Origin of the sequence: Streptomyces sp. HUAS TT11 (genome assembly GCF_051553595.1) — a bacterium.
Lineage (GTDB): Bacteria > Actinomycetota > Actinomycetes > Streptomycetales > Streptomycetaceae > Streptomyces.
The window spans coordinates 179,604-206,105 of record NZ_CP196184.1 but is presented as its reverse complement, the minus strand read 5'-3'; the positions used below and the strand labels follow the sequence as shown (position 1 = coordinate 206,105).

Genomic DNA, 26,502 nt, shown 5'->3' with positions numbered 1-26,502 from the left:
AGTAGAAACGTTCTCTGAGCCCGCGCGGATGGCCGGGCAGGGAGTACGCGCACACGCGGTATCGGACGATCCGCCACTCCTTCCGCGGAAGGAGTGCGTCATGAGGGCAGCACAGTTCAGCCGGTTCGGCGGCCCGGAGGTCCTTGAGATCGTCGACCTCCCCGATCCGCATCCCGGTGCCGGAGAGATACGGATCAGGGTCCGCGCCGCAGGGGTCAACGCCAGCGACTGGAAAAAGCGTCAGGGCTTGATGGACCAGGAACTGCCACAGACCCTGGGCTACGAGGCCGCCGGTATCGTTGACGAAATCGGCCACGATGTCTCGGGTATCAAGGTCGGCGACCGGGTCTTCGGAGCCTCACTGTACGGTGCCGCCCAAGCAGAATTGGCCGTGCTGTCTTATTGGGCGCCGATCCCGAACACGCTCGACTATGTGAGGTCTGCAGCGATCCCGGCGGCAGCCGAGACCGCAGCGCGCTCGCTCGACCAGTTGGGCGTCACAGCAGGCAGCGCCGTGCTCATCAACGGGGCATCTGGCAGCGTCGGGAGTGCCGCTGTCCAACTCGCCGTGGAGCGCGGCGCGCGTGTCATCGGCACGGGTAGTCCAGGCACGCACGACGCCCTCCGCGCGCTGGGGGCCGAGCCGGTCGCATACGGCGAGGGAATGCCGGAACGAGTCCGGGCGATCATGCCGTCAGGTGTCGATCTGGCACTGGACGTCGCCGGCAGCGGCGTCCTTCTCGAACTCGTGAAGCTCGCGGGCGCGCCCGAGCGCGTGATCACGGTCGCTGACTTCCGCGGCGCGCGGCAGACGGGCGTCCGATTCAGCCGCGGCGACAGCGGCCGCGCCACCTACGCGCTGGCCCAGGCCGCTCACATGGCCGAAACGGGACGATTTTTCATCCAGGTCGGCCAGACCTTCCCGTTGACCGAGGTGGCCCACGCGCACCGCGTCGGCGAAGCCGGGATTGTGCGCGGCAAACTCGTGCTACTCGTGGGCTGACCGGTCTTCAAAGGGACTCTGCACGGTTGAAGGGGAAGTTGAGGCCTGAATCCGCCAGTCCCGAGCGGGGACCCTGCCATGTAGTTGAGCAGGTCGCGGAATCCGAGCGCGGATCCACGGCAGTGTTCGAGGCGGCCGTTGATCGCCTCCGTTGGACCGTTGGATGTACCGGGACCGTCGAAGGAGGTCAGCACATCGGCAGCTCGCTTCTTCAGGGTCGGGACGAGCGGAACGGCCTCGGCCGGCGCGCGAGAAACTCTACGGCCGTGGATCAGATGACGCCTCAAGACGTGCCCGACGGCAGTTTGCTGAGGTCCAGAACCGAAGCTGCCGCCGGGGGCTGGATGCCGAGGTGGTCGTTGAAACCGCTGATCTTTGTGACGCGCTTGTAGGGAGGTTCTTCGTGATCGACCCGCAGCAGGTACGGTTTGCCCTCCGCGGCCACGGAGAAGGTGTACATGCCGCCCGCGATCTCGTCGTCAATCACCTTAACCGGGATAACGGGCTTCCCGTCGACTTCGGTCGGGTTGTCCTTCGTGGCCTTGTCGAACGAAGAGAAAGGCCACACGCAGTCGAACAAGGTCGTCCGCACCCTTTGCCGCGCTTACGGGGCTCTTCAGCCATGGCTTTTACCGCGACGCCGGTACCGTTACCACCGCCGGCGCCTCGATCAAGAGACGCCGGAGAAACGAGGAACTTGGATTATCCACGGATGGTCCCAGTCCGCCCTGAGCAAAAGATCCGCCTGTTCGACCGCCCCGGTCAGCGGGCGCGGGACGCGGCCCGCTCCGCCTGACGGCGCAGGGCAGCGACCCGGGCGGGGCGTCGGCGCGGCACCGGAACCGGCCGGTTGCGTGCCGCCGACAGGGGTGCCGGGCGCGTGCTGTCGATGTTCTCCTGACCGGACAGGACGAGGAGCGCCGCCACGAGAGTCGCTGCCAGCAGGAGGACCAGGTCGACCCATGCGACCCAGTTCCAGCCGTCCTTCCGGCTCGTCTCGTAGGGCGCGGCGACGTCGATGAAGAGAAGGTAGCCGAAGGCCAGGTACCGGACGTGTCTCTTCTTCGATGCCGTGTCCGCGAGGAAGCACACTGCCACGACGAGGAGGAAAGGAAGGTTGATGTACCAAGCCACGTGCGGCGCCAGCAATATGAACACCGCAGCCGTGACAACTGTGAACACCTGATACCCCCCGTATCCCGATCAACAAGACCTTAGCACCGGCTGCCCCCGGCCCAACTGGGCTCGGACAAAGGGAAGTCCGCGATCATGTTCAGGTGACGAAGCAGACGCCCTTGCGGGCGATGCGATGGTGGATACCTCTCTTGCTCAGCCATCGGCGCAGGTGGTCGTAGTCGTATCCCTTGTCGGCGTCGAGTTTGGCCGGGCTACGGCGGCGTGGGCCTCGTCTGGAGCAGACGAGATCAACAACAGCAGGGAGAAGTCATGCCGGACCCGAAGGTCGGAGGCCCCATTGCGGAGCCACAAAGATGGTAACGGGGGAGTGAGCGATGCGTGATGTCGTGTGCAGCGGCTTTCGAGCGGATTGGGTGACGGCAGGGCTGTCAGTGGCGGCTGCGACCCTGTTGAGTATGGATGAGCTGGAGTTCATGCGGGGTCGGGTTTACGGGGCTGATCACGAGGACGCCGGGCCACGGCACGGGCGCGTGTACACGGAGTTGGTGGCGGGCCCGCTGGATGGTCTGCTCTTGGATGTCACGAACTGGTCTGCGCATGATCGGGCTGGAGGTGTCGCCCTGCGCACGGAGATTGGCCGCTACGGCCCGGGTGGCCGGGCCCTGTATGCGCCCAGGCAGGCGGATGGCCGTCTGTTCCACTGGTGCGGCGACATCCCGTGAGCGTGCGCCCGAAGAAGCCGGCGGGCGTTGCGGGAGCCGCGGACGAATGGCCGGGTGTCCGGACCGGCTGTCGTGTTCGCCGTGCAGCAGCGGCTGCCGTGGTGGACCGCCAGATGTCGGGGGTTCGGCGGCCGGCTCGCGCCTCCTTGCGGCAGCTGCTGCCTGCGATGCGCCCAGCTGATGACGCACTTTGAGAATCCCCACCCCTTGCTTGGGGGTGAGACAGGCCTGCTTGCTGAGTCCCCACTCACCTGTTGCCGTCACGCACCTCCCCTCATGTGGTCCTGACCGGTACGGCACAATCACGGTCAACTGAGCGGGCAACGGTGGGGGTGGGAACGTGGGGCGCTTTGGCTCGCGAAGCCGACGCAAGGGCATACCGAACGAACCGGCGCTACTGGCTGCGGCTGCTGAGAATCCCGGTGGCAGCGTCGCCGAGATCGACCCGACGTACATCGACGACCCGAACGGCTACGTACCTCCCGAAGCAATCCGCGGCGCGTGGTTGGTGGACAGCAGCGGGAAACTGACAGGTGAGTACCAGGAGAATCTCCGTCACGGGATGCCACAGGACGACTTCAGCAAGCTCACTGATCCTGATCACTGGCTCGGCTGGCTCGGCGATGATCCCGCGACCGCCGTCCGGAAGGGCATCGAAGAGTCCTTGCGCGCCCAGGTGGCGGACGCAGTGGTCGAGTGGGTCAAGATCCTTGAAACGCCCCGGTTTCTCACGGGTGGGCGCCGGCACTCTGACGACGAACAGCTCATGTTGGTCACCCGTGCGGCACTTGCCGCGCCGTTTGCGTTGTCCGTGCGCACAACGCAGCACGGGCGTTCCGTCCTCCTGGGGGTGTTCTCCTGGGCGGCGGTGAACCTCTCACCACCCGGAGTGCGCAAGGATCGGCACTGGTTTGACCTGGGCGTCGGGCTGGACTGGGCCGGCGAGCGGCTTCAAGGACGTATCTACGAGATCGGCGGTGACGACGGCGCCGCTGAGCGGTAGAGCGGCGATGCCCCGTCGTTCCGGAGGCAGGAGCGGATACATGACGTCGTAGGCGCCCTTGACGAGGAGGAGCGGTCGACCAGTTCAACTGGCAGGCGAAGCCGACCCTTCCGTTCAACCGCGCAACCAACGGGGGAACGCGAGCAGCCCCGAGGAATGTCAAGAATCCTCATCACCGCGGGCGTGGACGCAGCGGACCGGCTCCACATCGGCGCTCGGCACAGCCGGCTCGGCCACTGCAGGCGAAAGCCGCATCGAGGCTCGACCGCCGCGCGGCCGCTCCTCGCCGACGTGCAGTCCGGCGAACGCAGCCCCGGCGAGCACAGAATCGGCCTGTTCTGTGGGTACCCGAGGCTGCCGCAGCCGGCACCGGATGCGGCGCCCTACCGGGGCGTGCCCTGCTTGCCTCGGCTGTCAACCGGAAGGAGCAGCTCGATGAACGACCTGCACACCGAGGAGGACGTCCGTGGTCTCCTCCGCCTGTGCCTCGATCCCGGACGTGGTGTGGAGCGAGCGCCGCTTCAGCTGACGAAGGTCATGCCGCAGGCTTTGCGTGATGCGGTCGAGCAGTACGTGCCGCATCTGGCCGCGCTGCGTGAGGCTGCCGAGCTCCAGGAGGAGCACGGGCGGATGGCTCGCCAGAGGTACGCCGACGAACTCGCCATGTTCATTCATGGCGACGAGGCCGCCCGGCCGCATGGGGTATCCCAGGTCGCCGACGAGGACTGATTCCGTGCAGTGGGCGCTCCCTCCTGCCATCCGGGCGAGCCAGGTCGGTTGTGCACGCCCACCTTCGGCCGCGCGCCGCGCTGTGCTGTGCGTGTTCGACCGGGCTGCCCGACAACGACCGCATCACCGCCAGTTCGTGGCAGGCCCGACGTGGGCGAGGCGTGAGTAAGCGGTCAGCCTGCTGCTTGTCGTGTGGTGGGCTCGGCTTCTTGGGTGGCGGTCCAGGATGCGAGGAGGCGCAGTGCTTCTTCCGAGGGTGAGCCGGGTTCGGCGCTGTAGATGGTGAGGGTGAGGCCGGGTTCGGCGGCCATGTCCAGGCCCTCGTAGGCGAGGGTGAGTTCGCCGACGGCCTGGTGGTGGAAGCGTTTGGTGCCGGTGCCGTGGTGGCGGACGTTGTGGGCGCCCCAGCGGCTGCGGAATTCGGTGCTGCGGGTGGACAGCTCACCGACGAGGTCGTGGAGGTCCTTGTCGTGGGGGTTGCGGCCGGCTTCGGTGCGCAGGATGGCGACGGCGATGTCGGCGGCTTGGTCCCAGTCGGGGTAGAAGCGGTGCGAGGCGGGGTCGAGGAAGTTGAAGCGGGCGAGGTTCGCCTGGTTGTGCGGTGTGGCGTAGACGTCGCTGTAGAAGGCGCGGGCGAGGTGGTTGGTGGCGAGCAGGTCCATGCGGCCGTTGCGGACGAAGGCGGGGCCGGCGGTGATCGCGTCCAGAGTCCATTGCAGGCTGCGGTGCGGGGTCCACTGCCGGGCAGTGCGGCGCCGGGCCCGGGTGAGGACGTCGGATCCGTCGGCGGCCTGCGCCAGATGCAGGAGGTGGGCGCGCTCGGCGTCATCGAGCTGGAGGGCGCGGGCGACGGCTTCGAGGACGGGCGGGGAGACGCCCGCGAGGCTGCCGCGCTCCAGCTTGGCGTAATACTCCACGCTCATGTCGGCGAGTGCGGCGACCTCGCTCCTGCGCAGACCAGGGACGCGCCGTCTGCTGCCGGAAGGCAATCCCGCCTGCTCCGGGGTGATCTTTGCTCGCCGCGAGGTGAGGAACTCGCGGACTTCGTCACGGTTGTCCACACCTCGACCGTACGTCCCGCACGCGGCCGTAGGGATGTACCGCCAGTACACCCCTTGAGGGTGACTCGCTGCACACGAAGTGACCGGATTACCTGGAGGGCGTGGCTCTTCTCCTGCCGTGATCTCGGCAGGCGTGGGGCCCGTACCCGGCTCGCTCTCTGCGCCGGGTCTGCACCTGTATTCGGCGGCTGCCGGTACGCCCGTACCGCCCGCCTTGGCACCCTTAAGGAACCTTTTCATGCGCGGAGCAATGATCCACGCCCCCGGCGATGTGCGCCTGGAGACCCTGGACGACCCGAAGATCCTCCAGCCGAGCGATGCGATCATCCGTACGGCCGTCACCTGTGTGTGCGGCTCTGACCTGTGGCCCTACCGCGGGCTGGAGCCGATCGGCGAAGCGCACCCGATGGGGCACGAGTACGTCGGCTTCGTGGAAGAGGTCGGCAGCGAGGTCACCTCGGTCAAGCCGGGCCAGTTTGTGATCGGCTCGTTCGCCACCTCGGACAACACCTGCGCCAACTGCCGCAACGGCTTCCAGTCCAGCTGCCTGAACCGTGAGTTCATGAGTACCTGCCAAGCCGAGTTCGTGCGCATCCCGAACGCCCAGGGCACCCTGGTCGTCACCGATGAGAGGCCCGACGAGCCGTTCTGGCCCAGCCTGCTGGCCGTCTCCGACGTCATGGGCACCGGCTGGTGGGCCTCCGACGCCGCCGCGGTCACGCCCGGTTCGACCGCCGTGGTGGTCGGCGACGGTGCTGTCGGTCTGTGCGCTGTCGTCGCGGCGAAGGAGATGGGCGCGGAGCGGATCATCGTGATGAGTCGGCACGAGCCCCGCCAGACGCTCGCCCGCGCGTTCGGAGCCACCGACATCGTCACTGAGCGTGGCGAGGAGGGGGTGGTCCGGATCAAGGACCTCACCGGCGGGATCGGCGCCGACTCGGTGCTGGAGTGCGTCGGTACCGCCCAGGCCATGCAGCAGGCACTGCATTCGGCCCGGCCCGGCGGCAATGTCGGCTTCGTCGGCGTCCCCCACGGTGTCGCGATCGACGGCGAGGAGCTGTTCTTCTCCCACGTCGGCCTGCGCGGCGGGCCGGCCCCGGTGCGCCGCTACCTGCCCGACCTGATCGACCGGGTCCTGTCGGGCCGGATCAACCCCGGCAAGGTCTTCGACCTCGTCCTGCCTCTGGACCAGATTGGCGAGGGCTACCGGGCCATGGACGAGCGCCGTGCCATCAAGGCCCTGCTCACGCCCTGACCCGCACCTCTAGCCCTCTCCTGGACGCGAGCCCTTGTGCGGCCTGTTCCTCTTCACCGGTGCGTTCCCGCGCGGGACTCACCGTGACGGGTTGCCTCGTCGGTGCGGGCCCCGGACTGGCGCTGGCTGCTGCACCTCCGCTTGCCATCGCCGTGGCTCGCCTGTCCTGCAATGCCGATACACGGGCGGAACTGCGATCGGGTGGGTTCGGCGACAGCCGGGGGATGGTCACGCCCGCGGCGGCCACCGTATTCAACCTGCTGCCGATCGCGCTCGCGTCGAGCGGCGCGCACCGCGGCGAAGAGGCAGGAAGGCCGGCTCCGCCCGGATCACAGCACTGACATCCGTCCCTCACACCGCCCCCTGGAGCGCGCGCAATGAACCCCACGTACGACTTCAGCGGCCAGGTCGCCCTGGTCACCGGCGCCAGCTCCGGCATGGGCCTGGCCACTGCCCGGGCCTTCGCCCGATCCGGCGCGGCCGTCGCTTTGATCGACGTCAACGAGACCACTCTGGACACGGCCGCAAGGCAGCTCATCGACGAGGGCCATCAGGTGCTGGCCCTGGCATGTGACGTCACCGACGAGGACCAGGTCGCCGACGCCGTCGACCGCACCGTGGACACCTTCGGCCGCCTCGACATGGCCTACAACAACGCCGGCATCCAGATCCCGCCCGCCGACGCCGCGGACGAGCCGGCCGACCAGTTCGATCGCGTCCACGCCGTCAACCTGCGCGGCATCTGGGCGAGCATGAAGCACGAACTGCGCCACATGCGTACCCAAAACAGCGGCGCGATCGTCAACTGCTCATCCCTCGGAGGGCTGGTCGGCATCCCCGGTCGCGCCTCCTACCACGCCTCCAAACACGGCGTGATCGGCCTGACCGGCAGCGCCGCCCTCGAATACGCCCCGCGGGGCATCCGCATCAACGCCATCTGCCCAGGCACCATCGACACCCCCATGGTCAACGACATGATCGCCAAGGGAGAACTCGGCCGCGCCGAGGCCGAGGCAGGCCAGCCCCTCCACCGCCTGGGCACGGCCGAAGAGATCGCGCAGGCCGTCCTGTGGCTGTGCAGCCCCGGGGCCGGCTTCGTCATCGGCGTCGCCCTCCCCGTCGACGGCGGCTACGTCGCCCAGTGACCGCGTGCACCACACGAACAGCTGAGAGGATCATCATGGAGTTCATCAAGCAGCAGCCCACCAGCAAGGCACCGGCCGACTGGTTCACCGGAGACGTGTGGTGGGACGTCATCGTCGCCGGCCAAGAGCCGTCCCGGATGCGAGCGAACCTCGTGCGCTTCTCGCCCGGCGCCCGCACCAATTGGCACTCCCACGCCGTAGGGCAGACCCTGCACGTGGTCTCCGGCATCGCCCTGATCGGCACCCGCGACGGCACCATCCTCGAAGCCCACCCCGGCGAAACCGTCAGCTGCCCACCCGGAGAGGAACACTGGCACGGCGCCACCCCCGACCACTTCATGGAACACATCGCCCTGTGGGAAACGACCGGCGACGGCACCCCCGAAACCGAGTGGGCCGAACCCGTGACCGATCAGCAGCACACGGGGCATCGCCGCCGCAACCAGTAGGCAGCACTTTGAACAGACGTGTGCCCTGGACTGGGAACCCAGGGCGGGCGTTCTCTCCCTCAGCCTGACCGACGGCAGGCTCGTGCGCGTCCAGACATTCAGCCGCTGGCCGTCCTTCGGCCGCCACAAGCAGGTGATACGCACGCTGGAACGCCGTCGCGGCCTGGCGGTCCAGGCTGCAGAAGCGGCCAAAGTCGGACCACGGCGGACACGGTACATGAGACCGGATCCTCGGAAGTCGCCGAGTTTCTCCTGGCATTCCCCTTCGGTATCGCCCTGACAGTGCTCCTGGCCGAGGGCCTTATTGCGCTCCTGGGCTGATGTACGAGCGCATGTTGACGGGTGGCGCGGGGCGGGATGTCGGCGGGCCCGCACCGGAGTCCGGCGGCCTGTCGTGCAGTGCGCGGGGGAGCGTGGCACTGAACGGGATTCACGGCCCAAGTCACCTCTGTGTGGAATCACTTCACATACCTGTAACCAGGTGAACAGCAGCCGCCCCACGCGAGCACGCTACTCTGGCGCGAGCCGTCCCGGTGGCTCCCCCCGTACCACCGGGACGGTTTTTTGCACGCCAGCTGTAGCTTGACCCGCCGCCATCGCCTGACCTTCGCTTGCCCATGCACCAACCGACCACCGCCGGTCTCCGGAGCCGCCATCTCGGCGCCGCCTCCGCCGGCCAAATCGCGTGTGAGGTCTCATCGAGGTTGCGGTGGTCGTCCGCCTCCGGCCTGCGGTGTCGCGGGTAGAGTGTGACGGGATTTGGACGTTGTGGGGCGGTATGACCTGCGGCCGGGCATATGGGACGAGACTGTCGCAGATGCAGTGAGAAGGCCTATACAGGGGGCTGGCGTTGGGAGCGGCGTGAAGGGTTACTGTCCCCACGATGCGCCGCCTCCTCCCTCTGGGGAGAAAGCCACCTTGTCGAGCGGCCGATGCCTTACACGCGACCAGCTGGACGCGGTAGGGAGTGGGCACCGGGCATCCGGTCCCGGCCTGTCTGGGGGTCGGCCTCGACCCGGCACACCAGTGGTGATTTGCAGCGTTGATGTGGCCGGAGATCGCAAAGGCTGTGTGCGTGATTGAGTGCACCGGCGGGAACATGAACGCCGATGCACACACCAGCGGGGGCGAGAGGTGGAGCAGGAGGCCGCCGGGGAGCACCCGGCGTTGGGGGAGTTGTGCCCGGCCGGCCGACGGGCTCGCGCGGGCGCAATGGGACGGACGTAGCTCGCCGCCCGGGTCCGGTTGGTCCGCAAGCGGCCTGGGTGCTGCCGTCTGTCCTCCTGAACATGGATTTTCCGATCAGCTTCAGGGTCAAGCTGAGGAAGTCGGCCCCAGTCTGGAGGCCGAACACCGTGGAAGGTCCGTGATCACATAGTCTCTCCTGGCACGTGCACGACAAGGGGAGGATTATGAGAGGCAGAACGGCCTGGGCCGCGGCCGGCGGGGCGGCGGCCCTGCTGTTGACGACGGCGACCGGAGCGCACGCGGAGGGGCGGGGCGACATCCGGGTGGTGAAGACCGTCGTCAACGGCGGCGGCAACGTCATCGTGGGTACGACGAAGACGATCCGGTACCCAATCGACATCACCATCAAGGACAACTCGGGGGTGAAGAAGCTCACGGATGTCTTCACCTTCAACAGGACGAACGCCTACACCTTCGCGACCTGGAACGGCGACTCGTCATGCACGAAGAAGAGCGCGACCACCTCGGTGTGCCGGGCCACGATGACCATCGCCCCGGACTGGATCCCTGACAGCGACACCATCGATACCAACAGGGTCGCCGGTGTCTGGCGAGTCGACGCCACCGTCAAGGCGAACGACGGGGACTACTGGATCTCCGACGACATCGCCGAGTACAAGGTGAAGCGGGCTGCCCAGCTCACCACGGTGATCGCACCCGCGAAGGTCGCCAAGGGCGCCAAGGTGACCGTCACCGGCAAGCTGTCGCGGGCCAACTGGGAGGACCTGAAGTACCACGGGTTCACCGGACAGCAGGTCAAGCTCCAGTTCAGGAAGAAGGGCGCAGCCCACTACAACACGGTCAAGACCGTGACGACGGGCGACGCCGGAAAGCTGACCACCCACGTGACCGTCACCTCCGCAGGCAGTTGGCGCTGGTACTTCCCCGGCACCACGACCACCTCGCTGAAGGTGTCGGCCGGGGACGCACTCAACCTGAAGTAGCCGACGAACGACGCCCGGAAGTCCTCGCCCAGGGGGGCGGTGCCCTCCACCGCCGCCTGGACGAGGCCGGGCGTCGTTCGCAGAGGTTTGTCAGCCCTGAGTGCGCTGCGGCAAAGGGGACTCGCTGTTCGATGAGCAGGGGCTTCTCCGTGTGCGGGGCATGACCGCCCTGGGGCGGCGCCGTCCGCGTTGCGGTCGATGACCACGGGAAGTGGCTGCGTACTGCCGGCGGCCCCGTTCGGCCCGGTGAAGTCGGCCTCGATCTGGACGCTTCCATCGGGGTCGACCGTGCTGGTGGCGTGCCAGGCGAGGGCAGCGTTCTTGCCGTTCAACAGCGGTACGGGCCACAAGGCGAGGGCCTGACCGCCTTTCAGAACGTCTGCCACCGGGATCTGCGTCCAGGTGTCGGCGTCGGAACGGCGCCAGGAGAACGAGACGGAGTCGTACTTCCTCGACCTGCCGTACCTGGAGGGTGTGGGAGCCGTCCTTGGGCGGGGTGATGCTGATGGCCTTGGCCGCGGTGGACCCGCGGGTGGTGACCTGGGTCCACGTCAGTCCATCCAGGGACCACTCGAACCAGTTGTGGTCGGTGCCCCGGGGCGTGACGGTGAAGGTACCGGCCTGTCCGGCGCCCTTGACCCACGCCGTGGACGGGTAGTCCGTCGACGTGATGCCGGTCGGGGCCGAGGGGGCGGTGGTGTCGACGCTGAAGGTCTTCCACTCTGACCAGCCCGTGTTGTAGTGCGCTCCGTCGTACGGCGAGGTGCGGAACTTGTACGTCTTGCCATTGGTCAGCGCTCCGGCCGGTACGGTCACGGAGGCGACCTGTCCCGAGTTCACCCAGGGGGGAGACGATGACGTTGCCGACCTGGATGTTGGTGGCGGAGTCGAAGATCTGGAAGGTTCCGTTGACCTTGTCACCATTGGGGTCGACGAAGGTGTCCCGCAGGGTCGGGGTGACGGTGTTGACCACATAAGCGCCGCTGTAGGAGAAGAACGGCGCACCCGCCTCCTGCTTCGTACCCGTGCGCGGCCGGTAGTTGTAGTTGACGACCGGCTTCGGCGGGTTCGAGGTGGCATTGGCGGAGTTGACCCGCTTCCACTGGGCCACGACCGACTCGTCGCTGGCGCGCAAGCCCATGTGGCCGCGGGTGACCTTGGCCGAGGCCCACTCCTGCACCAGAGTGGTGACGTCGGTGTTGATCCAGCCGTCCGGCTGAGTGGAGCACCCCGCGTTGCCGCGAGTCTCGGTGGACGTGGCCTTCTTCGCCGTCATCGTCGGGCGGTTCGTCCAGCGGCTGGACGTGGACGCCACGCCGGAGGACCACACCTCCCACGGGGAACTGGAGAGGCCGGAGCTCGGCCAGGCGCACGCCGACGCCGCCGGGGAGTTCGTCCGGGGTCAGGTCTCCTTCATGCTCCAGCCTGGCGACTACCTCATCGTGAACCAGCGCCGCTTCCTGCATGGCCAGGAGGCGCTCCACAGCGGGTCCCGGTCACCGACCGGAGGGTGCTCTTCCAGTTGTCCTTGTGCGCGTCGTCCGGCGACGGCTCGGCCACGTAGCCGGCCGACGGCACCGTGACCCACTGAGTCCCGCCCCGGGTCCAGCCCCGAGCACGTGGCACGGCCACGGGGCGGGGCCCGGTCGGGCGCCCCCGGGAAACCTTGGCCCGTGCAGGGAGCTATATGGGCGCGTTGCGCAGCGACTGCCACACGGCGCCGACCAGCGCCCGCGTTGCCCGTGGGACCGACAGATGCTCGTGCTCGCGGTACAGGGTCCAGTTGTATTGCACGAGGGAGAGCTTGTTGGAGGACAGCGATCCCGCCTGGTGGGCCCTGTACACCGCCAGAGGTTCGGCCAGGCCCCGGGCGTCAGCGCCGCCCCGCATGATGCTCAGCCAGAGGGCGTAATCCTGGCGCTTGCGCATCTCCGGCATCAGCCTCGTGCCCAGGACATTGCGGTCGTACATGGCCGTCAAGGCGCCGATGTGGTCCTGGACCAGCATTGCGCGGTAGTCCACGTGCTCCCGCGCGACGATGATCCGCCCGTTCGGGACCCAGTCGGTGCTCTCGCCGTCGTAGTCGGCGTCCATCTTGTAGTACGAGGTGAACGTCAAGGGCGCAGCGGCCTGCGCGGCGAAGGCGAGCTGCTTCTCGGTCTTCTCCGGAAGCCACATGTCGTCGCTGTCGAGGAAGGCGATGTAGTCCCCGCGGGCCCGCTCAATCGAGAGGTTGCGGGCCCGGCCCGCACCGCCCCGTTCGGGTGCCGACTCAGGCAGGACGCGCTCGTCCTGCTCGGCGAGTTCGCGGAGCAAATCCATGGAGCCATCGGAGGATTGGTCGTCGGTGACCAGCAGCTCCAGGTCGCTGTGGGTCTGCGTAAGCACCGATCGGACGGCTGCGCCGAGGGTGGCTGCCGAGTTGTACACAGGCATCACGACAGACACCAGGGGCACAGCACATCTCCTTGCCGGATCAGGAACGACGGTCCATTCAAGCACCGCAACCGAGCAGGAGCTGACATGCATGTTGTCGTCGCTGGTCAGGGCTACGGCGGACTCCAGCTGGCCGTACACGCAGCGGAGGTGGCGCATCGCGTGATCGGCTACGACGTGGACGCTCACCGGGTCCAGCAGCTCGCCGCCGGCCACTCCTACGTCGAGGACGTGACCTCCGCGCGGCTGCGCGCCGTGCTGGACTCTGAAGCGTGATCCGTGACCACCGACGCTGCCGCGATGGTCGGCTCGACATCGTGGTGATCAGCGTGCCGAACCCACTGCGGGATGGTGTGCCGGACCTGACGTACATCGAGACCTGCGCCCGGACCGTTGGCGAGTACCTTGCCTCGCGCCCGGGTCACCGGCCCCGTCGGCGTACCGGCTGGCGCAGGATGGTGCGCAGCCGAGACGGGGGAGCGGTGTGGGCGGGCACGAGGTAGATCTCGTGGTGCCGGCCCGCGGGGACGAGGCCCTGTTGGCCGAGATGGCGGTGGAGGGCGCCCACCGTTGCGGGCTCGTCCTCGATCGGGCCCTCGTGCATCACCTGAACACACAGGCCCTCTCGTAGGGAGCGCGCCCCCAGGGCGGACGCTGCGGCGGCGGATTCAGGAGTGTGGGAGGCCTCGGTGAGTTCCGCGCGGGCTGCCGCCAGTGTGGCGGGATCCGGCGCATGACTCTGTCTGAGCAGAAGAGTCCAGCGCCAGCTCGTACGGTTGAGCCAGCAGGCGGGGTCGCCGCTTTCGAGGTTCAGTTCCGGATCGGTGCTCCACCACAGACCTTCCAGCGGGCTGAGCCCGTGGTCCGCATCGTCGGGCGGCGGCCCGACGGACGCCAGCACCGGCGCCGCCGCGTAGAGCGTCTCGATCGCGGCAGCGAAGAGCTTGGAGTCCTGAGGATCGCCCTCCCCGTCGACCGTGAGGTACTCCAGGGGCGGTACTTCGAGCAGTGTCGGTACGGATGTTGCCTTGTAGAGTCCGTGATACGGATGGTGGTGCGTGGGGCTGTCCAGGGGCATACGCGCGGATCCTCGTGCTCGGGCTCTTGCCGGAAGTCATGAATTCGGCCCCCGCATCTCGAAGCGCTGGAGCCCTCTCTCTCAGGAACGCGCCATTGCCTCACAGGGCACGGGTGAGCGGATCAGCCATATAGGTCAATTGGTCGACTCCTGTACGAGTGTCCTTTGACTCCAGCGGTCAACGTCTCCGGCTCACCCTCCCCCTGCCGTCATCCAGCGAAGAAGCTTCTCGTCGTGTCCCGGACGAGCAGAGAGGGGAACTGGATGCACGCCACTGAGGAGCCGTTCCACCCGTCGCGGATGCGGAGCGGGGCATGAGCGGCGAATCGCGGCCCGCGCCGGGCGCCATGACCCCGGGCCCCGACTGGAACCCGACCCGGGTCGTGCCGAGTAGCGCCCCGGACGATGTGCCCGAAGCCTGGTTCAACCTCGTACCCAATCTGCCGATCCCGCTGCCGCCGGCCCGGGACGGCGGCGACGGCCAGCCGTCCCGGCTCGCTCTCCAGCGCCGGATCCGCCTGGCCGCGGTGCAGGAACAGGACGCGTCCACCGAGTCCTTCCTTCCCGTCCCGCAGAGGGTCCGCGAGGAGCTCGCGGCCATCGGTCGCCCCACTCCACTGCTGCGGGCGCGAGCTCTCGAGGCCTACCTTCAGACGCCTGCCCGGATCTACCTCAAGCGCGAGGACGTGCTGCCCACAGGCAGCTTCAAGCTCAACTCGGCCATCGCGCAAGCCTACTTCGCCGCTCAGCAGGGCGTACGAACCCTGGTGACCGAGACCGGAGCGGGGCAGTGGGGCCACGCCGTGGCCTGGGCAGCGCGACTGTTCGGTCTGCACGCGGTGATCTTCTGGGCCGGGGTATCGGCCCGGCAGAAGCCCGGCAGGCACACAGTGATCAAGCTGCTCGGCGGCGAGGTGTACCCCTCGCCCAGCGAGCGGACGCAGGTCGGCAAGGCGCTGCTGCGCGACGGCCGTCATCTGCTGGGCTCCCTCGGCACCGCCATCGGCGAAGCCATCAGCTATGCCCAGGACCATCCCGAGACCCGGTACATCTCGGGCAGCAACCTGCCCCATGTGCTGGCGCACCAGTCCGTCATCGGACAGGAAGTCAAGGCACAGCTCGCGGCGCTTGGTGAGACGCAGGACACCCTGATCGCCTGTGTCGGCGGCGGCAGCAACCTGGGTGGCCTGATGGGTCCCTACCTGGCGGACAAGGCAGAGCGCGGCGACGGACTGAAGCTGATCGGTGCCGAGTCGGCCAGTGCCCCCCGGCTGACCCGTGGCGAGTGGCGCTACGACCATGCCGACCCGGAGGGCATCACGCCGCTGACCAAGTCCTACACCCTTGGCCGTGACTACGAGCTGCCCGAGACCCATGTCGGCGGCCTGCGCCAGCACAGCGGCTCGGCGGTGGTGGGCGTACTGCGCAGCCAGGGCCTGATCGACGCGGTCGCCTACAAGGAGACGGAGGCGTTCGAGACCGGCTCGCTCATGCTGCGCCACGAGGGCATCCTCATCGCCCCCGAGTCCTGCCACGCGGTGCGCGCCGCCGTCGACCGGGCGATCGAAGCCCGCCGTACGGGCCACGCCGAGACCATCGTCGCCTGCGTGAGCGGCAACGGCGCCCTCGACCTGGAGGGCTACACCGCGCACCTCGGTGACGGCGCCTGATCCGCCACAGTGCGCGGACTGCAATCGTCCGCCATCCCACGAAGGAGCGAAGTGGCCAGGGGAACCATCATCGAACTGTCGAGCGGAGTGAGCCCCAGCTGCCCGTACTACCTGGGGGACAGCGTCGCCGACCAGCTGCCGGCGTATCTGCACCGGCATGCCTTCGACGAGATCTACCTCGTCACCAGCGACCGGCTGCACGCCCGGTTCGGCAAGGAACTGGCCCGGACGCTCAGTGACGCGAGCATCGCCGTCAACGTACTGACCGTGCGCGAAGGGGAGTCCGCCAAGGGCTGGCAGCAGCTCACCGACCTGTGCGAGCGCCTGGTCGCGGCCGGGATCACCAAAGACTCCCTGATCATGGCGCTCGGTGGCGGCATGATCAGCAACATCGCCGGCCTCGCCGCGGGACTCACCTACCGGGGCATCAGATATGTCGACGTCCCGACGACGATGCTGAACCTCACCGACGGCTCGCTCAGCAACAAGCAGGCCATCAACGGTTTCCTCGGCAAGAACCAGTTCGGGATGTACCACGCGCCGCTGTTCATCTGGGCGGACGTCGCCTACACCCGCCAGGAGCCGGTGCGTCAGCACCGCAGCGCCATCACCGAGGCGATCAAGAACGGCCTGGTCAACGACGCGGCTTGGTTCGAGCGGCTGGAGGACCTGCTCACCCCGGACCTGGCCGCAGTCCACGATGACCTGCTGGGCTTCTGCCATGACGTGGTGCGCAGCAAGCTGTCGATCCTCGCCCTCGACCCGGGTGAGCGGCAAGCGGGCATCATGCTCGAATACGGCCACACCGTCGGGCACGCCGTGGAGTTCCTCAGCGACGGGAAACTGCTGCACGGCGAAGCGGTCGGCATCGGCATGTGCGCCGCTGCCAAGGTGGGCGTACGCCTCGGTCTGTGCGAGCCCGAGGTACTGCACCGCCAGGAACACATCCTCAAGCAGCGGCTGGGCAGCGTCGTGGAGCTGCCCGAGGAGCTGACGGCCGAACAGATCGTCGAGGTCATCCTCAGCGACAACAAACGCCGCGCCGGAGCCGCGATCCGCTTCGTGCTCGTGCCCCAGGTCGGCACCGTGCGCTGCGTCGACGGCGACTATGAGACGCCCGTCGCCGAACCACTGCTCAAGAGCGTCCTGACCGAGGCCTGATCCACCGACACCGCAGGGATGGGCTCATGAACACCACAGTGCACCACACACCCGAGGTGGAGGAGACGATCTACCGCCTCGACGGGCCGCTGCGCTGGGCCCTCGGCGAGGTCCAGGGGCTGTTGCGCACGGCACAGGCTGCGCCGGGGCAGCGGGTTCTGGACGTCGGTGCGGGCACCGGATACGCCACGATTCCCACAGCCCGCGCGGTCGGCCCCGACGGCAGCGTCCACGGCGTCGACGGCAGCGCCCCGCTCCTTCAGGTGCTCGAGCGGCGCGCCGCGAAGGAAGGCCTCGCCGCACGCGTGACCACGCAGGTCGGCGCCCTCGCCCCCCTGGATGTGCCCAGCTCCAGCGTCGACCTGGTGCTGTGCACCTACGTTCTGCACGAACTGGCCGAGGACGCGGCCGGGGCGATCGCCGAGATGCACCGGGTCCTCAAACCCGGCGGCCGCGTCGCCATCGCGGACTACCGCAAGACGCCGGACATCGCGCGCAACCGGGAGATCGAGGCCTGGTACGCGCGGCAGCCCGACGGCGCAGGACCCGACGAGCGCCATCTTCGCTTCTCCCTTGAAGAGTTGGAGAAGATGCTGCGCCGCGCCGGCTTCCAGCAGATCGAGCTGCACACCTGGCACGACTTCCACACCCACGCCATCGCCTGCCGGTGACGGCCTTACCTGTCAAGGAGCCCCTGTGCACCGCTTGAGCTACAACGCCAACGGTCTGCGTAACCTCTCCGTGGAGCGGGCCGTCGAGGAAGTCGCCGAGGCCGGATACGACGGCATCGAACTCTCCCTCCACCCCGCACACATCGACCCGTTCTCCTTCTCCGAGACCGAGGCGTCGATCATCTGCAAGGCGCTGGAGCGCACCGGCATCGAGGCCTGCTGCCTGGCTGCGGGCGCGGACAACCTGCTCAGCGAGGAGAGGTTCGAGCCGTCACTGGTCCACCCCGATGCCGCCGGCCGCGCCCGCCGCGTCGACCTCGTCAAACGGTCCATACACATCGCCGACATGCTCGGCGTCCCGCTGATCAACTTCGCCACCGGCAAGCGCAAGCCCGAGGTGGACCCGGCCGACGCGCGACGCTGGCTCGTGGAGGGCATCACCGACATCCTCGACAGCACAGACAGCGATGTCATCCTCGCTATGGAACCCGAACCGGAGTTCTTCCTGGAGACCAACGCCGCGGTCGCCCAGCTCGCCCGAGAACTGAACAGCCCGCGCTTCGCCCTCGCCCAGGACCTCGGGCACTGCCGCGTCGTGGAGGAGGACTACCTCGCCTCCGTCGAACGCCACCTGCCGATCACTCCCGTCTTTCAGATCGAGGACATCAAGGGCCGCACCCACTATCACGAGATCCCCGGCGACGGGGACATAGACTTCGTGGAGTTCTTCCGCATCCTGCGCCGCGGCGGCTACGAGGGGCACGTCAGCGTGGAGCTGTACAACCACAGTGACCTCTACCGGCACGCCCTGCGCCGCAGCCACGAGGTGCTCACCGCGGCCGCTGCCTCCGCCGAGTCCTCCACAGGAGACTGACCACCGTGCGGCCGGCCACCGCCGGCCGTGCGACCCCCACGCCACAACTCCTGGCGCCCCGGGGCACGCACGGACCCGGCCTCGTCCCACTCTTCGACCATCACATCCACAGCGATCTGCGCAACGCCGACGACTACGAACTCATGGCGGTCAGCGGTGTGACGAGTGCGCTCGCCCCCTGCTCCAGCTCCCACGAACGCCGATCGTCGGGCGACGCGTTCGCCGCGCGGTTCGAGCGGCTCATCGAGGTCGAGACCGCCCGTGCCGCGGTGTACGGCATCGATCTGTACGTCGGGCTGGCCGTGCACGCCGCCGACATGAGCGATCTGCGCAGCGCTCTGGAGGGCGTCGACGAACTTCACAAGCGGCTCGACCACCCGAGAGTGAAGGCCCTGGGCGAGGTGTCGCTTCGCCACCACACCAGCGACGAAGTGACGCTGCTGGAAAGACAGTTGCGACTAGCCGCCGACACAGGGACACCGGTCATGGTGGAGACCCCACCGCCGCTTCAGGCGTTCACGGCGATGCTGCCGCTGCTCGCCGGCGCCATCGAGCGCTCGGGTATCGATCCGGGGCGCGTCGCCGTGATGGACCTCGACGAGCACAAGCTGCACCTGGTCCACGGACAGGGTGGCCTCGACGGGCTCGGCGGCTACGGACTGCCGGTCTCGCCGGGCGCGGACGCGCTGTTCGCCGTGCGCCAGAAGGTCACCCACCGTGAGGTGATGCGCATCCTCGACAGCCGGGGGCCGGACCGTCTGATGCTCAACACCGGCTTCCACTTCGGCTCCGCCGACCCGCTCGGCCTCGGTAAGACCGTCCATCGCCTCCGCCTCGGAGGCGTTCCGGAACAGACCGTGAGGGCTCTCGTTCATGGAAACGCTGCAGGGTTCTTCGACATCCCGCACCGGATCGGCTGACCGGGCGGCCACCGCCCGGTCCACGGGACTGCCCGAGCACGGCCGGGACACGGCGGCCGTCCTGGCCGACCTTGACGAACTGCGCCGCGACGACCACAACTACGCCGACGGCACGGTGTTCAACTCCATTTGCTCCGTGCCGCTCCCGGTGACCCGGCAGGTCTTCGCCCAGGCACTCGAGACCAACATGGGCGACAACCGGATCTTCCCGTCGTTGCGGCGCGCCGAGACGGAGGTGACGGCGCTCCTCGGCGACATCCTCGGTCTTCCCGAGGCGGGGGGAGTGGCTACCTCCGGCGGGACCGAGGCCAACCTCCTGGCGGTACTCGCAGCGCTGCGCCGGGACGGGCAGCGCCCCCGCACGGGCCGTCCCACGCGGATCGTGCTGCCGCAGAGCGCCCACTTCTCCTTCGACAAAATCCTCACGATGCTGGGCGCGGAGCCCGTGTACGCCCCGCTCACACCGGACCTGCACGTCTGCGTCGAGACGCTGCGTTCCCTGGTCACCGAGGACACCACGCTCGTCGTCGCCACCGCGGGCACCTCCGAGACCGGCGCCGTCGACGACATCCCCGCCATCGCGGAGCACACCAGTGCCCTGGGCGTACCGTTGCATGTCGACGCGGCGACCGGCGGATTCCTCGTCCCCTTCGCCCGCGACCTCGGCCACCCGCTGCCGCCGATCGGCCTCGATGTGCCGGGAGTCACCTCCGTCACCCTCGATCCGCACAAGTACGGTGGCGCGCCCATTCCGGCCGGCCAGCTACTGGTCCGCGATACGGCCGACCTGGACCGCCTGCGCGTCGCCTCCCACTACCGCGGCACCCACGACCACCACGGTCTGCTCGGCACCCGCCCTGGCGCCGCGGTGCTTGCCACCTGGGCCGCGCTGCACACCATGGGCCGCGCCGGCTACCGCTCGCTTGTCGCTTCGGTGTTCGAACGCAGGGAGCTCCTGCTCGACCTGCTGCGGGAAGCCGGGTTCGCCGTCGTCCCTGCGCCGGACCTCACCGTCGTGACCGTACGCCACCCGGAGCCCGGACAACTCGTCGACGCACTGGAGCGGCGCGGGTTCATCGCCTCCGTCGCCCGCCGCTACGGACTCCTGCGCCTGGTCGTGCACTGGCATCAGAGCGAGGAGCAACTGCGGGCACTGGTCGCCGCCCTGACGGCCGTCGACCGTGAGATCGGGGGCGGCGCCGGATGAGGGTCATGTTCGTCTCCGTCAACAAGCTCAAGTCCTTCCGCCCGGTGCTGCCCATCGGCATGGTCACCGTGGCGACACAGGTGCGGGCCGCAGGGCATGCCGTGCACGTCCTGGACCTGATGTGGGAGGAAGAGGACGAGAAGGCGGTACGCGAGGCGGTCGCCGCCTTCCGGCCCGACGTCGTGGGGATCTCCATCCGCAACGTCGACTCGCAGAACATGCTGGAGCCGGTCATCTACACACCGCTCGCCCGTGAGGTCGCCGACTGGGCGCGTGCGGAGCGGCCCGGTGTCACCGTCGTCCTCGGCGGCCCCGGCTTCTCCACGGTGCCGGACGACCTCATGGACTTCGTGTGCGCCGAGTACGGCATCACCGGCTTCGCCGAGGAGTCCATGGTGCCGTTCCTCGCCCACCTGGACCGCGGCACCGAACCGGCGGACGTGCCCGGCGTGATCTTCCGTGCGCCGGACGGCTCCTACCACCGCAGGGACCCGGTCTTCGAGATCGACTACCGCAAGGCCGCCCGGCCCGACCCCGAACTGTACGACCCGCGCTACTTCAGCTACTCCTATGAGACCCACGACCGCGGCGAGAAGGTGCCCGCCACCATCCAGACCAAGAAGGGCTGCGTCCTGGAGTGCGTGTTCTGCAGCAACTTCCTGGTCGACGGCACCGGCGTGAAGTTCGACGACGTCAAACGGGTGGCCGATGAGGTGGAGCGGCTGCGGGACGAGGGACTGGAGGTCCTGGAGATCGTTGACGGCGTCTTCAACCTGCCCTTGAACTACGCCGTCGAGGTCTTGCGGGAGTTCGTCCGGCGCGGCATCGAGATGCCCTGGTCCTGCATGATCAACCCGGGGAATGTCACTCCCGAACTCGTCGACCTCATGGTCCGCACGGGCTGCTACTACGTCGAGTTCGGCACCGACTCGTGCAACGACCGGGTGCTGCGCCGGCTGAAGAAGAACTTCCGTCAGCGGCAGATCATCCGGGCCCACCGGCAGTTCGAGCAGGCCGGGATCCGCGTCGAGCACTGCCTGTTCATCGGCAGTCCGGGAGACGACCGGGACTCCGTGCGGGAGACCTTCGACGTCATGTCGGACCTGGTGCCGCCCGGCGCCCCCGAGGCCCACGCCTACTGGACCCTCGGCCTGCGGGTCTGCCGCGGGACCGCACTGCACACCACCGCCGTCGAGGAGGGCCAGCTCACCGGCGACGAGCGGTTCATCGTGCCCAAGTACTACGTGTCCCAGGACGTCATCGAGGACAGTGCCCTCCTCGACGAGATCCAGGAGCGGGTGCTGGCCAACGCCAACTGGTACCTGTGGTGGGGCCTGCGCACCATCGGCCTGCGCGAGCGCATCCGTATGGCGCGCCAGGAGAGCGAGCGGATCGAGGCCGAGATTCTCGCCCATCTGCCCGAGCGCCGCCCCGCCCCCCTGCCGGTCGCCCCGCCCATCCTCCGGAAGGAAGTCCGATGAGCCGCGTCCAGGACCTCCTGCTGACCGCACCCGGAGAACTGCGCGCCGCCCACCGGGTGCCACCGCTGCCCGCGCTCGGTGCCGATGACGTCCTCGTCGAGGTGGACCGCATCACCCTGTGCGGCAGCGACCACCGCCTTTACGACGGCACCTACGGAGGCCCGCGCCACTACCCGATCCGCTTCGGCCACGAGTGGTCGGGACGCGTGGTGGACACCGGTCGCGACGGCGCGGCGCTGCTCGGCCAGTGGGTCACCGGCGACTGCTCCCGCTGGTGCGGCGGCTGCGCCGGCTGCTCCACCGACCGGAACCTGTGCCGGCACATCGAGAAGTTCGGAATAACCGTGGACGGATTCTCCAGCCGCCTCAAAGTCGTCGACCGCCGCTACCTCTATCCCGACACCTGCGCGCTCGGCGCCGGCCTGCTCGCCCTCACCGAGTTCTTCGCCGTCGCCGACCACGGCCTGCGCCGCCTCGCGCCCGACGCCGACGACGACGTCCTCGTCATCGGCGCGGGCGCGCTGGGCCTGGCCTCCTACCTGCTCCTGACCGGCCACTACAAGGTCCGCTCCGTGCGACTGCTGGAATCGGACCCCGCCAAGGCGCAACGGGTGAGGGAACTCTTCCCCACCGCTCTGGTCGAGACTCCGCCCCGGCCCGACGACCGGACCACCGACTACGCCGGCCTCGCCGAAGGCGCCGACCACCCCGTCGTCGTCGAATGCTCCGGCAGCCAGACGGGCCTGAACACCGCGCTGGCCCTCGCCCGGCCGCTGGGTCGCATCTTGTGCTTCGGCCTGCGCCGCAGCACCGAAATACGCACGGACCTGCTCGTCGTCAAGGGTGTGACGCTCATCGGGTCGATCGGCGGCACGGGCAGCTTTCCGGCCATCCACGCGTTCCTCGACGCCCACCGGCACCAGGCCGCCCAGCTGGTCACCCATCGCTTTCCGGCCGACACCGCCGAGAAGGCCTTCGCCGCCCCCGCGACGGGCGCTGCCCGGATCAAGACCCAGATCGTCTTCGGGGAGGAAGACCAGTGACCGAGACCACCGTCCCGCCCCACCTGCGCTACGACGAGATCCGGCGCGCAGCCTGCGCCGACCTGGAGGCGTTCGACAAACTCACCCCCGACCGGGCAGCGGAGCTCCAGCTCGGCCGGCTGCGGGAGACGGTGACCCACGCCCTCACGGCCTCTCCCCACTACCGCCGGAACTGGGCCGCCCACAGCGGCACGCGGTTCGACACCCTCGACGACATCCGGAAGCTGCCGTTCACCACCAAGGGCGACCTGCGCGACGCCTATCCGTTCGGCCTGGTCGCCGCCGACCGGCGGGAGGTCATCCGCTACGGTGAGTCGACCGGCACCACCGGCCGCCCCACCTCCGCCGTCATCACCTACGAGGACTGGATACGCGGCAACGTCGCCGTCGAACGCTCGGTCAGTCACGTTTTCGGCCCCGGCGACCTCGTCTTCATCGCCATCCCCTACGAACTGGCCTTCGCCTCCTACGACCTCGACCGGGCCCTGGAACAAGCGGGCGCCGGCGTGGTCGCGGTCGGCACGCTCAGCCGGGTCTGCCCCTTCGAGCGCATGGTCGAGATGATGTGGACGGTCAAACCGACCGGCCTGGTATGCACCCCCAGCCGGGCGCTGCGGCTTTACGACCTACTCAAGGACAGCGGACGCGACCCCCTCGAGGTGGGCCTGCGCACCTTCATGTACGTGGGGGAGACCTGCTCACCGGCCAAGCTCTCCAAGATCGCAGACCTGTGGGGGGTGCGCCTGTCCAACGCCTACGGCTCGACCGAGACCAACTCGCTCGGGCTCACCTGCGCCGAGGGCAGCCTCCACCTCACCGAGGACCGGCACCTGTTCGAGGTGATCGACCCCGAGACCACCGAGCCCGTCTCCGAGGGAAACCCGGGCGAACTTGTGCTGACCAGCCTGGTCAGCCGGGCCATGCCGCTGCTGCGTTACCGCACCGGTGACTTCGTCACCGTACGGTCCGCGTTGTGCGCCTGCGGCAGTCCCCGCCGCACCCTCGACCACCACGGGCGAGTCAGCGAGCAACTCGTGGTCGACGGCAGGCGGATCAACAAGCTGGCGCTGGAGGACATCGTGCTGTCCACCGACGGTTCCGGCCTGTACTGGGCGGCAGGGGTGACCGGCGCCGGCCTGGAGATCCGGGTCGAGGCCGACAGCGGTGACACCACGCGCCTGTGCTCCGACGTGGCGGAGCGGGTCGCGACGGCCATCGGTATCACGCCCGTCGTCGAGCCGATCGACCGCACCCTGGTGCGGCGCGCCATGGACCGGATGCTCAAGCCGGGCAGCCTCACCCTCGAAGACCTCGCGGCGGCCGCCTCATGACGGGCGCGACCCCCCTCCAGAGCGTGGGGATCGCCGGGACGGGCCGTCTGGGCACGGCGCTCGCCGCCCGCCTGAAGGACCGTTTCGCCGTTCTCCTGTACGACACGGACCGCTCCCGTGCCCGGCGCGCGGCCACGACGACCGCCCTCCCGCTGGCGGACGCCGAGACCCTGGTCACCGCCGATGTGGTGCTGCTGTGCGTACCGCCGCAGGAGACGGACAACGCGCTGCTGGGCCTGGCCCGCTGCGCCGTGCGCGGCGGGCGGCGGCCGCTGTTCGTCAGCCTGGCGACGAGCGTACCCACCGCCCGCCTGCGCTCCGTCCTGGCACAGTCCCCCGACCTGGCCGGCATCGACGTCGTCGGTCTCAAACCGGTGTGTCAGTTCGCCGCTCTTTCCCGTGGTGTGCCCACCGTTATGGTCACCGAGGACACCGGCCGTCTCGATGAGTTGCGGTACCTCGCCTCCGGCCTGGGCACCGTCCTGGTCGGCGACGAGAACGTCGTCGGTCCCGTCAACCGGGCCGCCACCAAAGCCGCGCTGCGTGCTTGCGCCCAGCTCACCGACGAACTCTCGGCCCGGGGCGTGGACCTCCTTCTCGTGCGCGCTGCCGTGGGCAACGTCCTGGCGGGCACGGCCCTCGACCATCCGCCCGCGCCCGACAACTCCTACACGCGCTCGGTGCTCGCGGAACTCGCGGCCGAGCAGGTCCCCCCGCCCGTACCGCAGAGCGTTGCCGCGACCGCCGCCGAAACGAAGGGAACGCGCGCATGAGCGTCCACGCAGTCGGCCGTGACGGCCCGATCTCCCTGTCCGTGAACCGCTTCGGCGGCGCACACTGCGAGACCGCCGCCCTGCACAAGGTGCTCGCCCACCACGGCACCGAGGTGAGCGAGCCGCTGTTGTTCGGTGTGGCGGGCGGCATCAGCTTCATGCACATGCCCAAGGGCCCAGAGGGCCGTGCCTTCGTCGGAGGCCGCAACGGACCCTTCCCCGACTTCACCCGCCGCATGGCCGAGGGCGTCGGCCTGCGCCTGGAGGTGGTGCTCCCCGCCGATCCGCTAACCGCGTGGGAGCAGGTACGCGGTCAACTGGCCCTCGGCAGCCCCGTGATCGTCTACGGCGACCTGTTCCACCTGCCGTACTACCAGGCCACCCGGCACTTCGGCGCGCACGCCTTTGTCATCCTGGGACACGACCCGGACGCCAAGACCGTCACCGTCTCCGACCGTTGCATCGCTCCGCGCACCCTGTTCCTGGACGAACTGGCCGCCGCACGTGGCTCCGAGCACCCGCCGTTCCCACCCCGCCACGCCTGGCTGCGCGCCGACTGGGCGGTGGCCCGTGAACCGTCCGCGGACGACATCCGGCACGGGGTGCGCGCGTCCTGCACCGCCATGCGGCACCCGGTGGTGCCCACCTTCGGACTGCGCGGGCTGGCGGCCTACGGTGCGGGTCTGGACCACTTGGTGCGGCGCAGCCCGGCAGATGACGTCGTCGCCGCCCTCTGCGGCGCCTACGTCGACTTCGAGCTGGCCGGCACCGGCGGCTGCGGCTTCCGAGTGATGTTCGCCGACTTCCTCACCGAAGCGGCCGAGCGCACAGCGGACCCGGCACTCGAACGGGCGTTGCCCCTCGCGCGTGGTGCCGTGGACGCCTGGCACGAATTCCTCGCCTTGCTGCTGCCGTCCTGGACCCCCTCGTTCACCGAACTGCGCGACACCCTGAACGAACGCGACCAGCACATACTGCGCGGCAGCGCGCAGGACCAGGACGCCGCCGCGGCCCTCGGAGCCCAGCTGCCCGAGCTGCGCACCGCTGCCGCCGAAGGACTCGACCCGCTGCGCGAGCAGCTCTCCGGGCAACTGCGTGCGGCCGTGCAGCGGATCGTCAAGGCCGAGGAGACCCTGTTCGACATACTGAAGGAGGTGTGAC

26 protein-coding genes and 3 pseudogenes are annotated in these 26,502 nt (G+C 68.7%); 21 read left to right on the top strand and 8 right to left on the bottom strand.

The genetic code is table 11. The annotated features are described in order from the left end of the window. Positions 1–100: 100 nt before the first annotated feature. Positions 101–1,003, top strand: coding sequence for an NADP-dependent oxidoreductase (locus ACSHXN_RS01065; RefSeq protein ID WP_438302423.1), 903 nt, complete (start codon positions 101–103; stop codon positions 1,001–1,003). A gap of 35 nt (positions 1,004–1,038) precedes the next feature. Here ACSHXN_RS01065 and ACSHXN_RS01060 read toward each other — a convergent pair. From ACSHXN_RS01060 to ACSHXN_RS01045, 4 genes and pseudogenes are all read right to left on the bottom strand, one after another. Continuing rightward, positions 1,039–1,230: pseudogene (locus tag ACSHXN_RS01060) on the bottom strand (transposase); the annotation flags it as partial. Between the two features lie 56 nt (positions 1,231–1,286). Further along, positions 1,287–1,583 carry a hypothetical protein gene (locus ACSHXN_RS01055; protein WP_355132374.1) on the bottom strand — a complete coding sequence of 99 codons (297 nt, stop codon included), beginning with the start codon at positions 1,581–1,583 and terminating at the stop codon, positions 1,287–1,289. A gap of 182 nt (positions 1,584–1,765) precedes the next feature. Continuing rightward, positions 1,766–2,101: a hypothetical protein gene (locus tag ACSHXN_RS01050; RefSeq protein ID WP_438302422.1), complete on the bottom strand. Its 336-nt coding sequence runs from the start codon at positions 2,099–2,101 to the stop codon at positions 1,766–1,768. 190 nt (positions 2,102–2,291) lie between these two features. Further along, positions 2,292–2,420: pseudogene (locus ACSHXN_RS01045) on the bottom strand (IS5/IS1182 family transposase); the annotation flags it as partial. Between the two features lie 175 nt (positions 2,421–2,595). Between ACSHXN_RS01045 and ACSHXN_RS01040 the strand changes: the two are divergent. The 3 genes from ACSHXN_RS01040 (at position 2,596) to ACSHXN_RS01030 (ending at position 4,594) form a co-directional block, all read left to right on the top strand. Continuing rightward, a complete protein-coding gene (locus ACSHXN_RS01040; RefSeq protein WP_356292853.1) occupies positions 2,596–2,862 on the top strand; it encodes a hypothetical protein in 267 nt (88 codons plus the stop codon). A 340-nt stretch (positions 2,863–3,202) separates the two neighbouring features. Continuing rightward, positions 3,203–3,865, top strand: a complete 663-nt coding sequence (locus tag ACSHXN_RS01035) for a hypothetical protein (protein WP_438302421.1) — start codon at positions 3,203–3,205, stop codon at positions 3,863–3,865. 435 nt (positions 3,866–4,300) lie between these two features. Continuing rightward, complete coding sequence (locus ACSHXN_RS01030) at positions 4,301–4,594, top strand: hypothetical protein (RefSeq protein WP_438302420.1); 294 nt, start codon at positions 4,301–4,303, stop codon at positions 4,592–4,594. A 173-nt stretch (positions 4,595–4,767) separates the two neighbouring features. On the opposite strand, the gene ACSHXN_RS01025 is transcribed toward ACSHXN_RS01030, so the two are convergent. Further along, the gene (locus tag ACSHXN_RS01025; RefSeq protein WP_438302419.1) at positions 4,768–5,655 is read right to left on the bottom strand and encodes a helix-turn-helix transcriptional regulator; all 888 of its coding nucleotides are present in this window, start codon (positions 5,653–5,655) and stop codon (positions 4,768–4,770) included. A gap of 238 nt (positions 5,656–5,893) precedes the next feature. On the opposite strand from ACSHXN_RS01025, the gene ACSHXN_RS01020 reads away from it, so the two are divergent. The 4 genes from ACSHXN_RS01020 (at position 5,894) to ACSHXN_RS01005 (ending at position 10,696) form a co-directional block, all read left to right on the top strand. After that, entirely contained in the window at positions 5,894–6,910 is a 1,017-nt protein-coding gene (locus tag ACSHXN_RS01020; protein WP_438302418.1) for a zinc-dependent alcohol dehydrogenase family protein, read from the top strand. 377 nt (positions 6,911–7,287) lie between these two features. Then, a complete protein-coding gene (locus tag ACSHXN_RS01015; RefSeq protein ID WP_355132367.1) occupies positions 7,288–8,055 on the top strand; it encodes an SDR family NAD(P)-dependent oxidoreductase in 768 nt (255 codons plus the stop codon). 35 nt (positions 8,056–8,090) lie between these two features. Beyond that, positions 8,091–8,504: a (R)-mandelonitrile lyase gene (locus ACSHXN_RS01010; RefSeq protein ID WP_355132366.1), complete on the top strand. Its 414-nt coding sequence runs from the start codon at positions 8,091–8,093 to the stop codon at positions 8,502–8,504. 1,412 nt (positions 8,505–9,916) lie between these two features. Next, on the top strand, positions 9,917–10,696 hold the full coding sequence (locus ACSHXN_RS01005; RefSeq protein ID WP_355132365.1) for a hypothetical protein: 780 nt from the start codon (positions 9,917–9,919) through the stop codon (positions 10,694–10,696). Between the two features lie 173 nt (positions 10,697–10,869). Here the strand turns inward: ACSHXN_RS01005 and ACSHXN_RS01000 are convergent. Beyond that, positions 10,870–12,035 (bottom strand): annotated as a pseudogene (locus ACSHXN_RS01000) (DNRLRE domain-containing protein); the annotation flags it as partial. On the opposite strand from ACSHXN_RS01000, the gene ACSHXN_RS00995 reads away from it, so the two are divergent. Then, on the top strand, positions 11,932–12,279 hold the full coding sequence (locus tag ACSHXN_RS00995) for a hypothetical protein (protein WP_438306551.1): 348 nt from the start codon (positions 11,932–11,934) through the stop codon (positions 12,277–12,279). The pseudogene ACSHXN_RS01000 and the gene ACSHXN_RS00995 overlap by 104 nt on opposite strands. A gap of 100 nt (positions 12,280–12,379) precedes the next feature. On the opposite strand, the gene ACSHXN_RS00990 is transcribed toward ACSHXN_RS00995, so the two are convergent. Continuing rightward, positions 12,380–13,153 (bottom strand): glycosyltransferase family 2 protein, encoded by a 774-nt coding sequence (locus ACSHXN_RS00990; protein ID WP_438302417.1) that lies wholly within the window; start codon positions 13,151–13,153, stop codon positions 12,380–12,382. 66 nt (positions 13,154–13,219) lie between these two features. Here ACSHXN_RS00990 and ACSHXN_RS00985 point away from each other — a divergent pair, with 66 nt between their 5' ends. Continuing rightward, positions 13,220–13,408, top strand: coding sequence for a hypothetical protein (locus tag ACSHXN_RS00985; protein WP_355132363.1), 189 nt, complete (start codon positions 13,220–13,222; stop codon positions 13,406–13,408). 145 nt (positions 13,409–13,553) lie between these two features. Here the strand turns inward: ACSHXN_RS00985 and ACSHXN_RS00980 are convergent, their stop codons facing one another. Continuing rightward, positions 13,554–14,210, bottom strand: coding sequence for a GyrI-like domain-containing protein (locus tag ACSHXN_RS00980; protein ID WP_438302416.1), 657 nt, complete (start codon positions 14,208–14,210; stop codon positions 13,554–13,556). Positions 14,211–14,524: 314 nt separating this feature from the next. Between ACSHXN_RS00980 and ACSHXN_RS00975 the strand changes: the two genes are divergently transcribed. From ACSHXN_RS00975 to ACSHXN_RS00925, 11 genes are read left to right on the top strand one after another with little or no spacing between them, the layout of a single operon-like run. Then, the gene (locus ACSHXN_RS00975; protein WP_438302415.1) at positions 14,525–15,880 is read left to right on the top strand and encodes a TrpB-like pyridoxal phosphate-dependent enzyme; all 1,356 of its coding nucleotides are present in this window, start codon (positions 14,525–14,527) and stop codon (positions 15,878–15,880) included. Positions 15,881–15,931: 51 nt separating this feature from the next. Further along, positions 15,932–17,041 carry a 2-deoxy-scyllo-inosose synthase gene (locus ACSHXN_RS00970; RefSeq protein WP_383358471.1) on the top strand — a complete coding sequence of 370 codons (1,110 nt, stop codon included), beginning with the start codon at positions 15,932–15,934 and terminating at the stop codon, positions 17,039–17,041. A 26-nt stretch (positions 17,042–17,067) separates the two neighbouring features. Next, the gene (locus tag ACSHXN_RS00965) at positions 17,068–17,712 is read left to right on the top strand and encodes a class I SAM-dependent methyltransferase (RefSeq protein WP_438302414.1); all 645 of its coding nucleotides are present in this window, start codon (positions 17,068–17,070) and stop codon (positions 17,710–17,712) included. 25 nt (positions 17,713–17,737) lie between these two features. Next, on the top strand, positions 17,738–18,586 hold the full coding sequence (locus tag ACSHXN_RS00960) for a sugar phosphate isomerase/epimerase family protein (protein ID WP_356111717.1): 849 nt from the start codon (positions 17,738–17,740) through the stop codon (positions 18,584–18,586). Between the two features lie 5 nt (positions 18,587–18,591). Continuing rightward, the gene (locus ACSHXN_RS00955) at positions 18,592–19,506 is read left to right on the top strand and encodes a TatD family hydrolase (protein ID WP_356111715.1); all 915 of its coding nucleotides are present in this window, start codon (positions 18,592–18,594) and stop codon (positions 19,504–19,506) included. Next, complete coding sequence (gene mfnA / locus ACSHXN_RS00950) at positions 19,460–20,713, top strand: tyrosine decarboxylase MfnA (protein WP_438302413.1); 1,254 nt, start codon at positions 19,460–19,462, stop codon at positions 20,711–20,713. The genes ACSHXN_RS00955 and mfnA overlap by 47 nt, the downstream gene beginning before the upstream one ends. A gap of 5 nt (positions 20,714–20,718) precedes the next feature. After that, positions 20,719–22,194: a B12-binding domain-containing radical SAM protein gene (locus tag ACSHXN_RS00945; RefSeq protein ID WP_355132355.1), complete on the top strand. Its 1,476-nt coding sequence runs from the start codon at positions 20,719–20,721 to the stop codon at positions 22,192–22,194. Next, positions 22,191–23,237 (top strand): zinc-dependent alcohol dehydrogenase, encoded by a 1,047-nt coding sequence (locus ACSHXN_RS00940; protein ID WP_383358475.1) that lies wholly within the window; start codon positions 22,191–22,193, stop codon positions 23,235–23,237. Before ACSHXN_RS00945 ends, ACSHXN_RS00940 begins: the two co-directional genes overlap by 4 nt. Further along, positions 23,234–24,568, top strand: coding sequence for a phenylacetate--CoA ligase family protein (locus ACSHXN_RS00935; protein ID WP_355132353.1), 1,335 nt, complete (start codon positions 23,234–23,236; stop codon positions 24,566–24,568). The genes ACSHXN_RS00940 and ACSHXN_RS00935 overlap by 4 nt, the downstream gene beginning before the upstream one ends. After that, the gene (locus ACSHXN_RS00930; protein WP_438302412.1) at positions 24,565–25,341 is read left to right on the top strand and encodes an NAD(P)-binding domain-containing protein; all 777 of its coding nucleotides are present in this window, start codon (positions 24,565–24,567) and stop codon (positions 25,339–25,341) included. Before ACSHXN_RS00935 ends, ACSHXN_RS00930 begins: the two co-directional genes overlap by 4 nt. Then, positions 25,338–26,501 carry a BtrH N-terminal domain-containing protein gene (locus ACSHXN_RS00925; RefSeq protein WP_438302411.1) on the top strand — a complete coding sequence of 388 codons (1,164 nt, stop codon included), beginning with the start codon at positions 25,338–25,340 and terminating at the stop codon, positions 26,499–26,501. The genes ACSHXN_RS00930 and ACSHXN_RS00925 overlap by 4 nt, the downstream gene beginning before the upstream one ends. The last annotated feature ends 1 nt before the right edge of the window (position 26,502 follow it).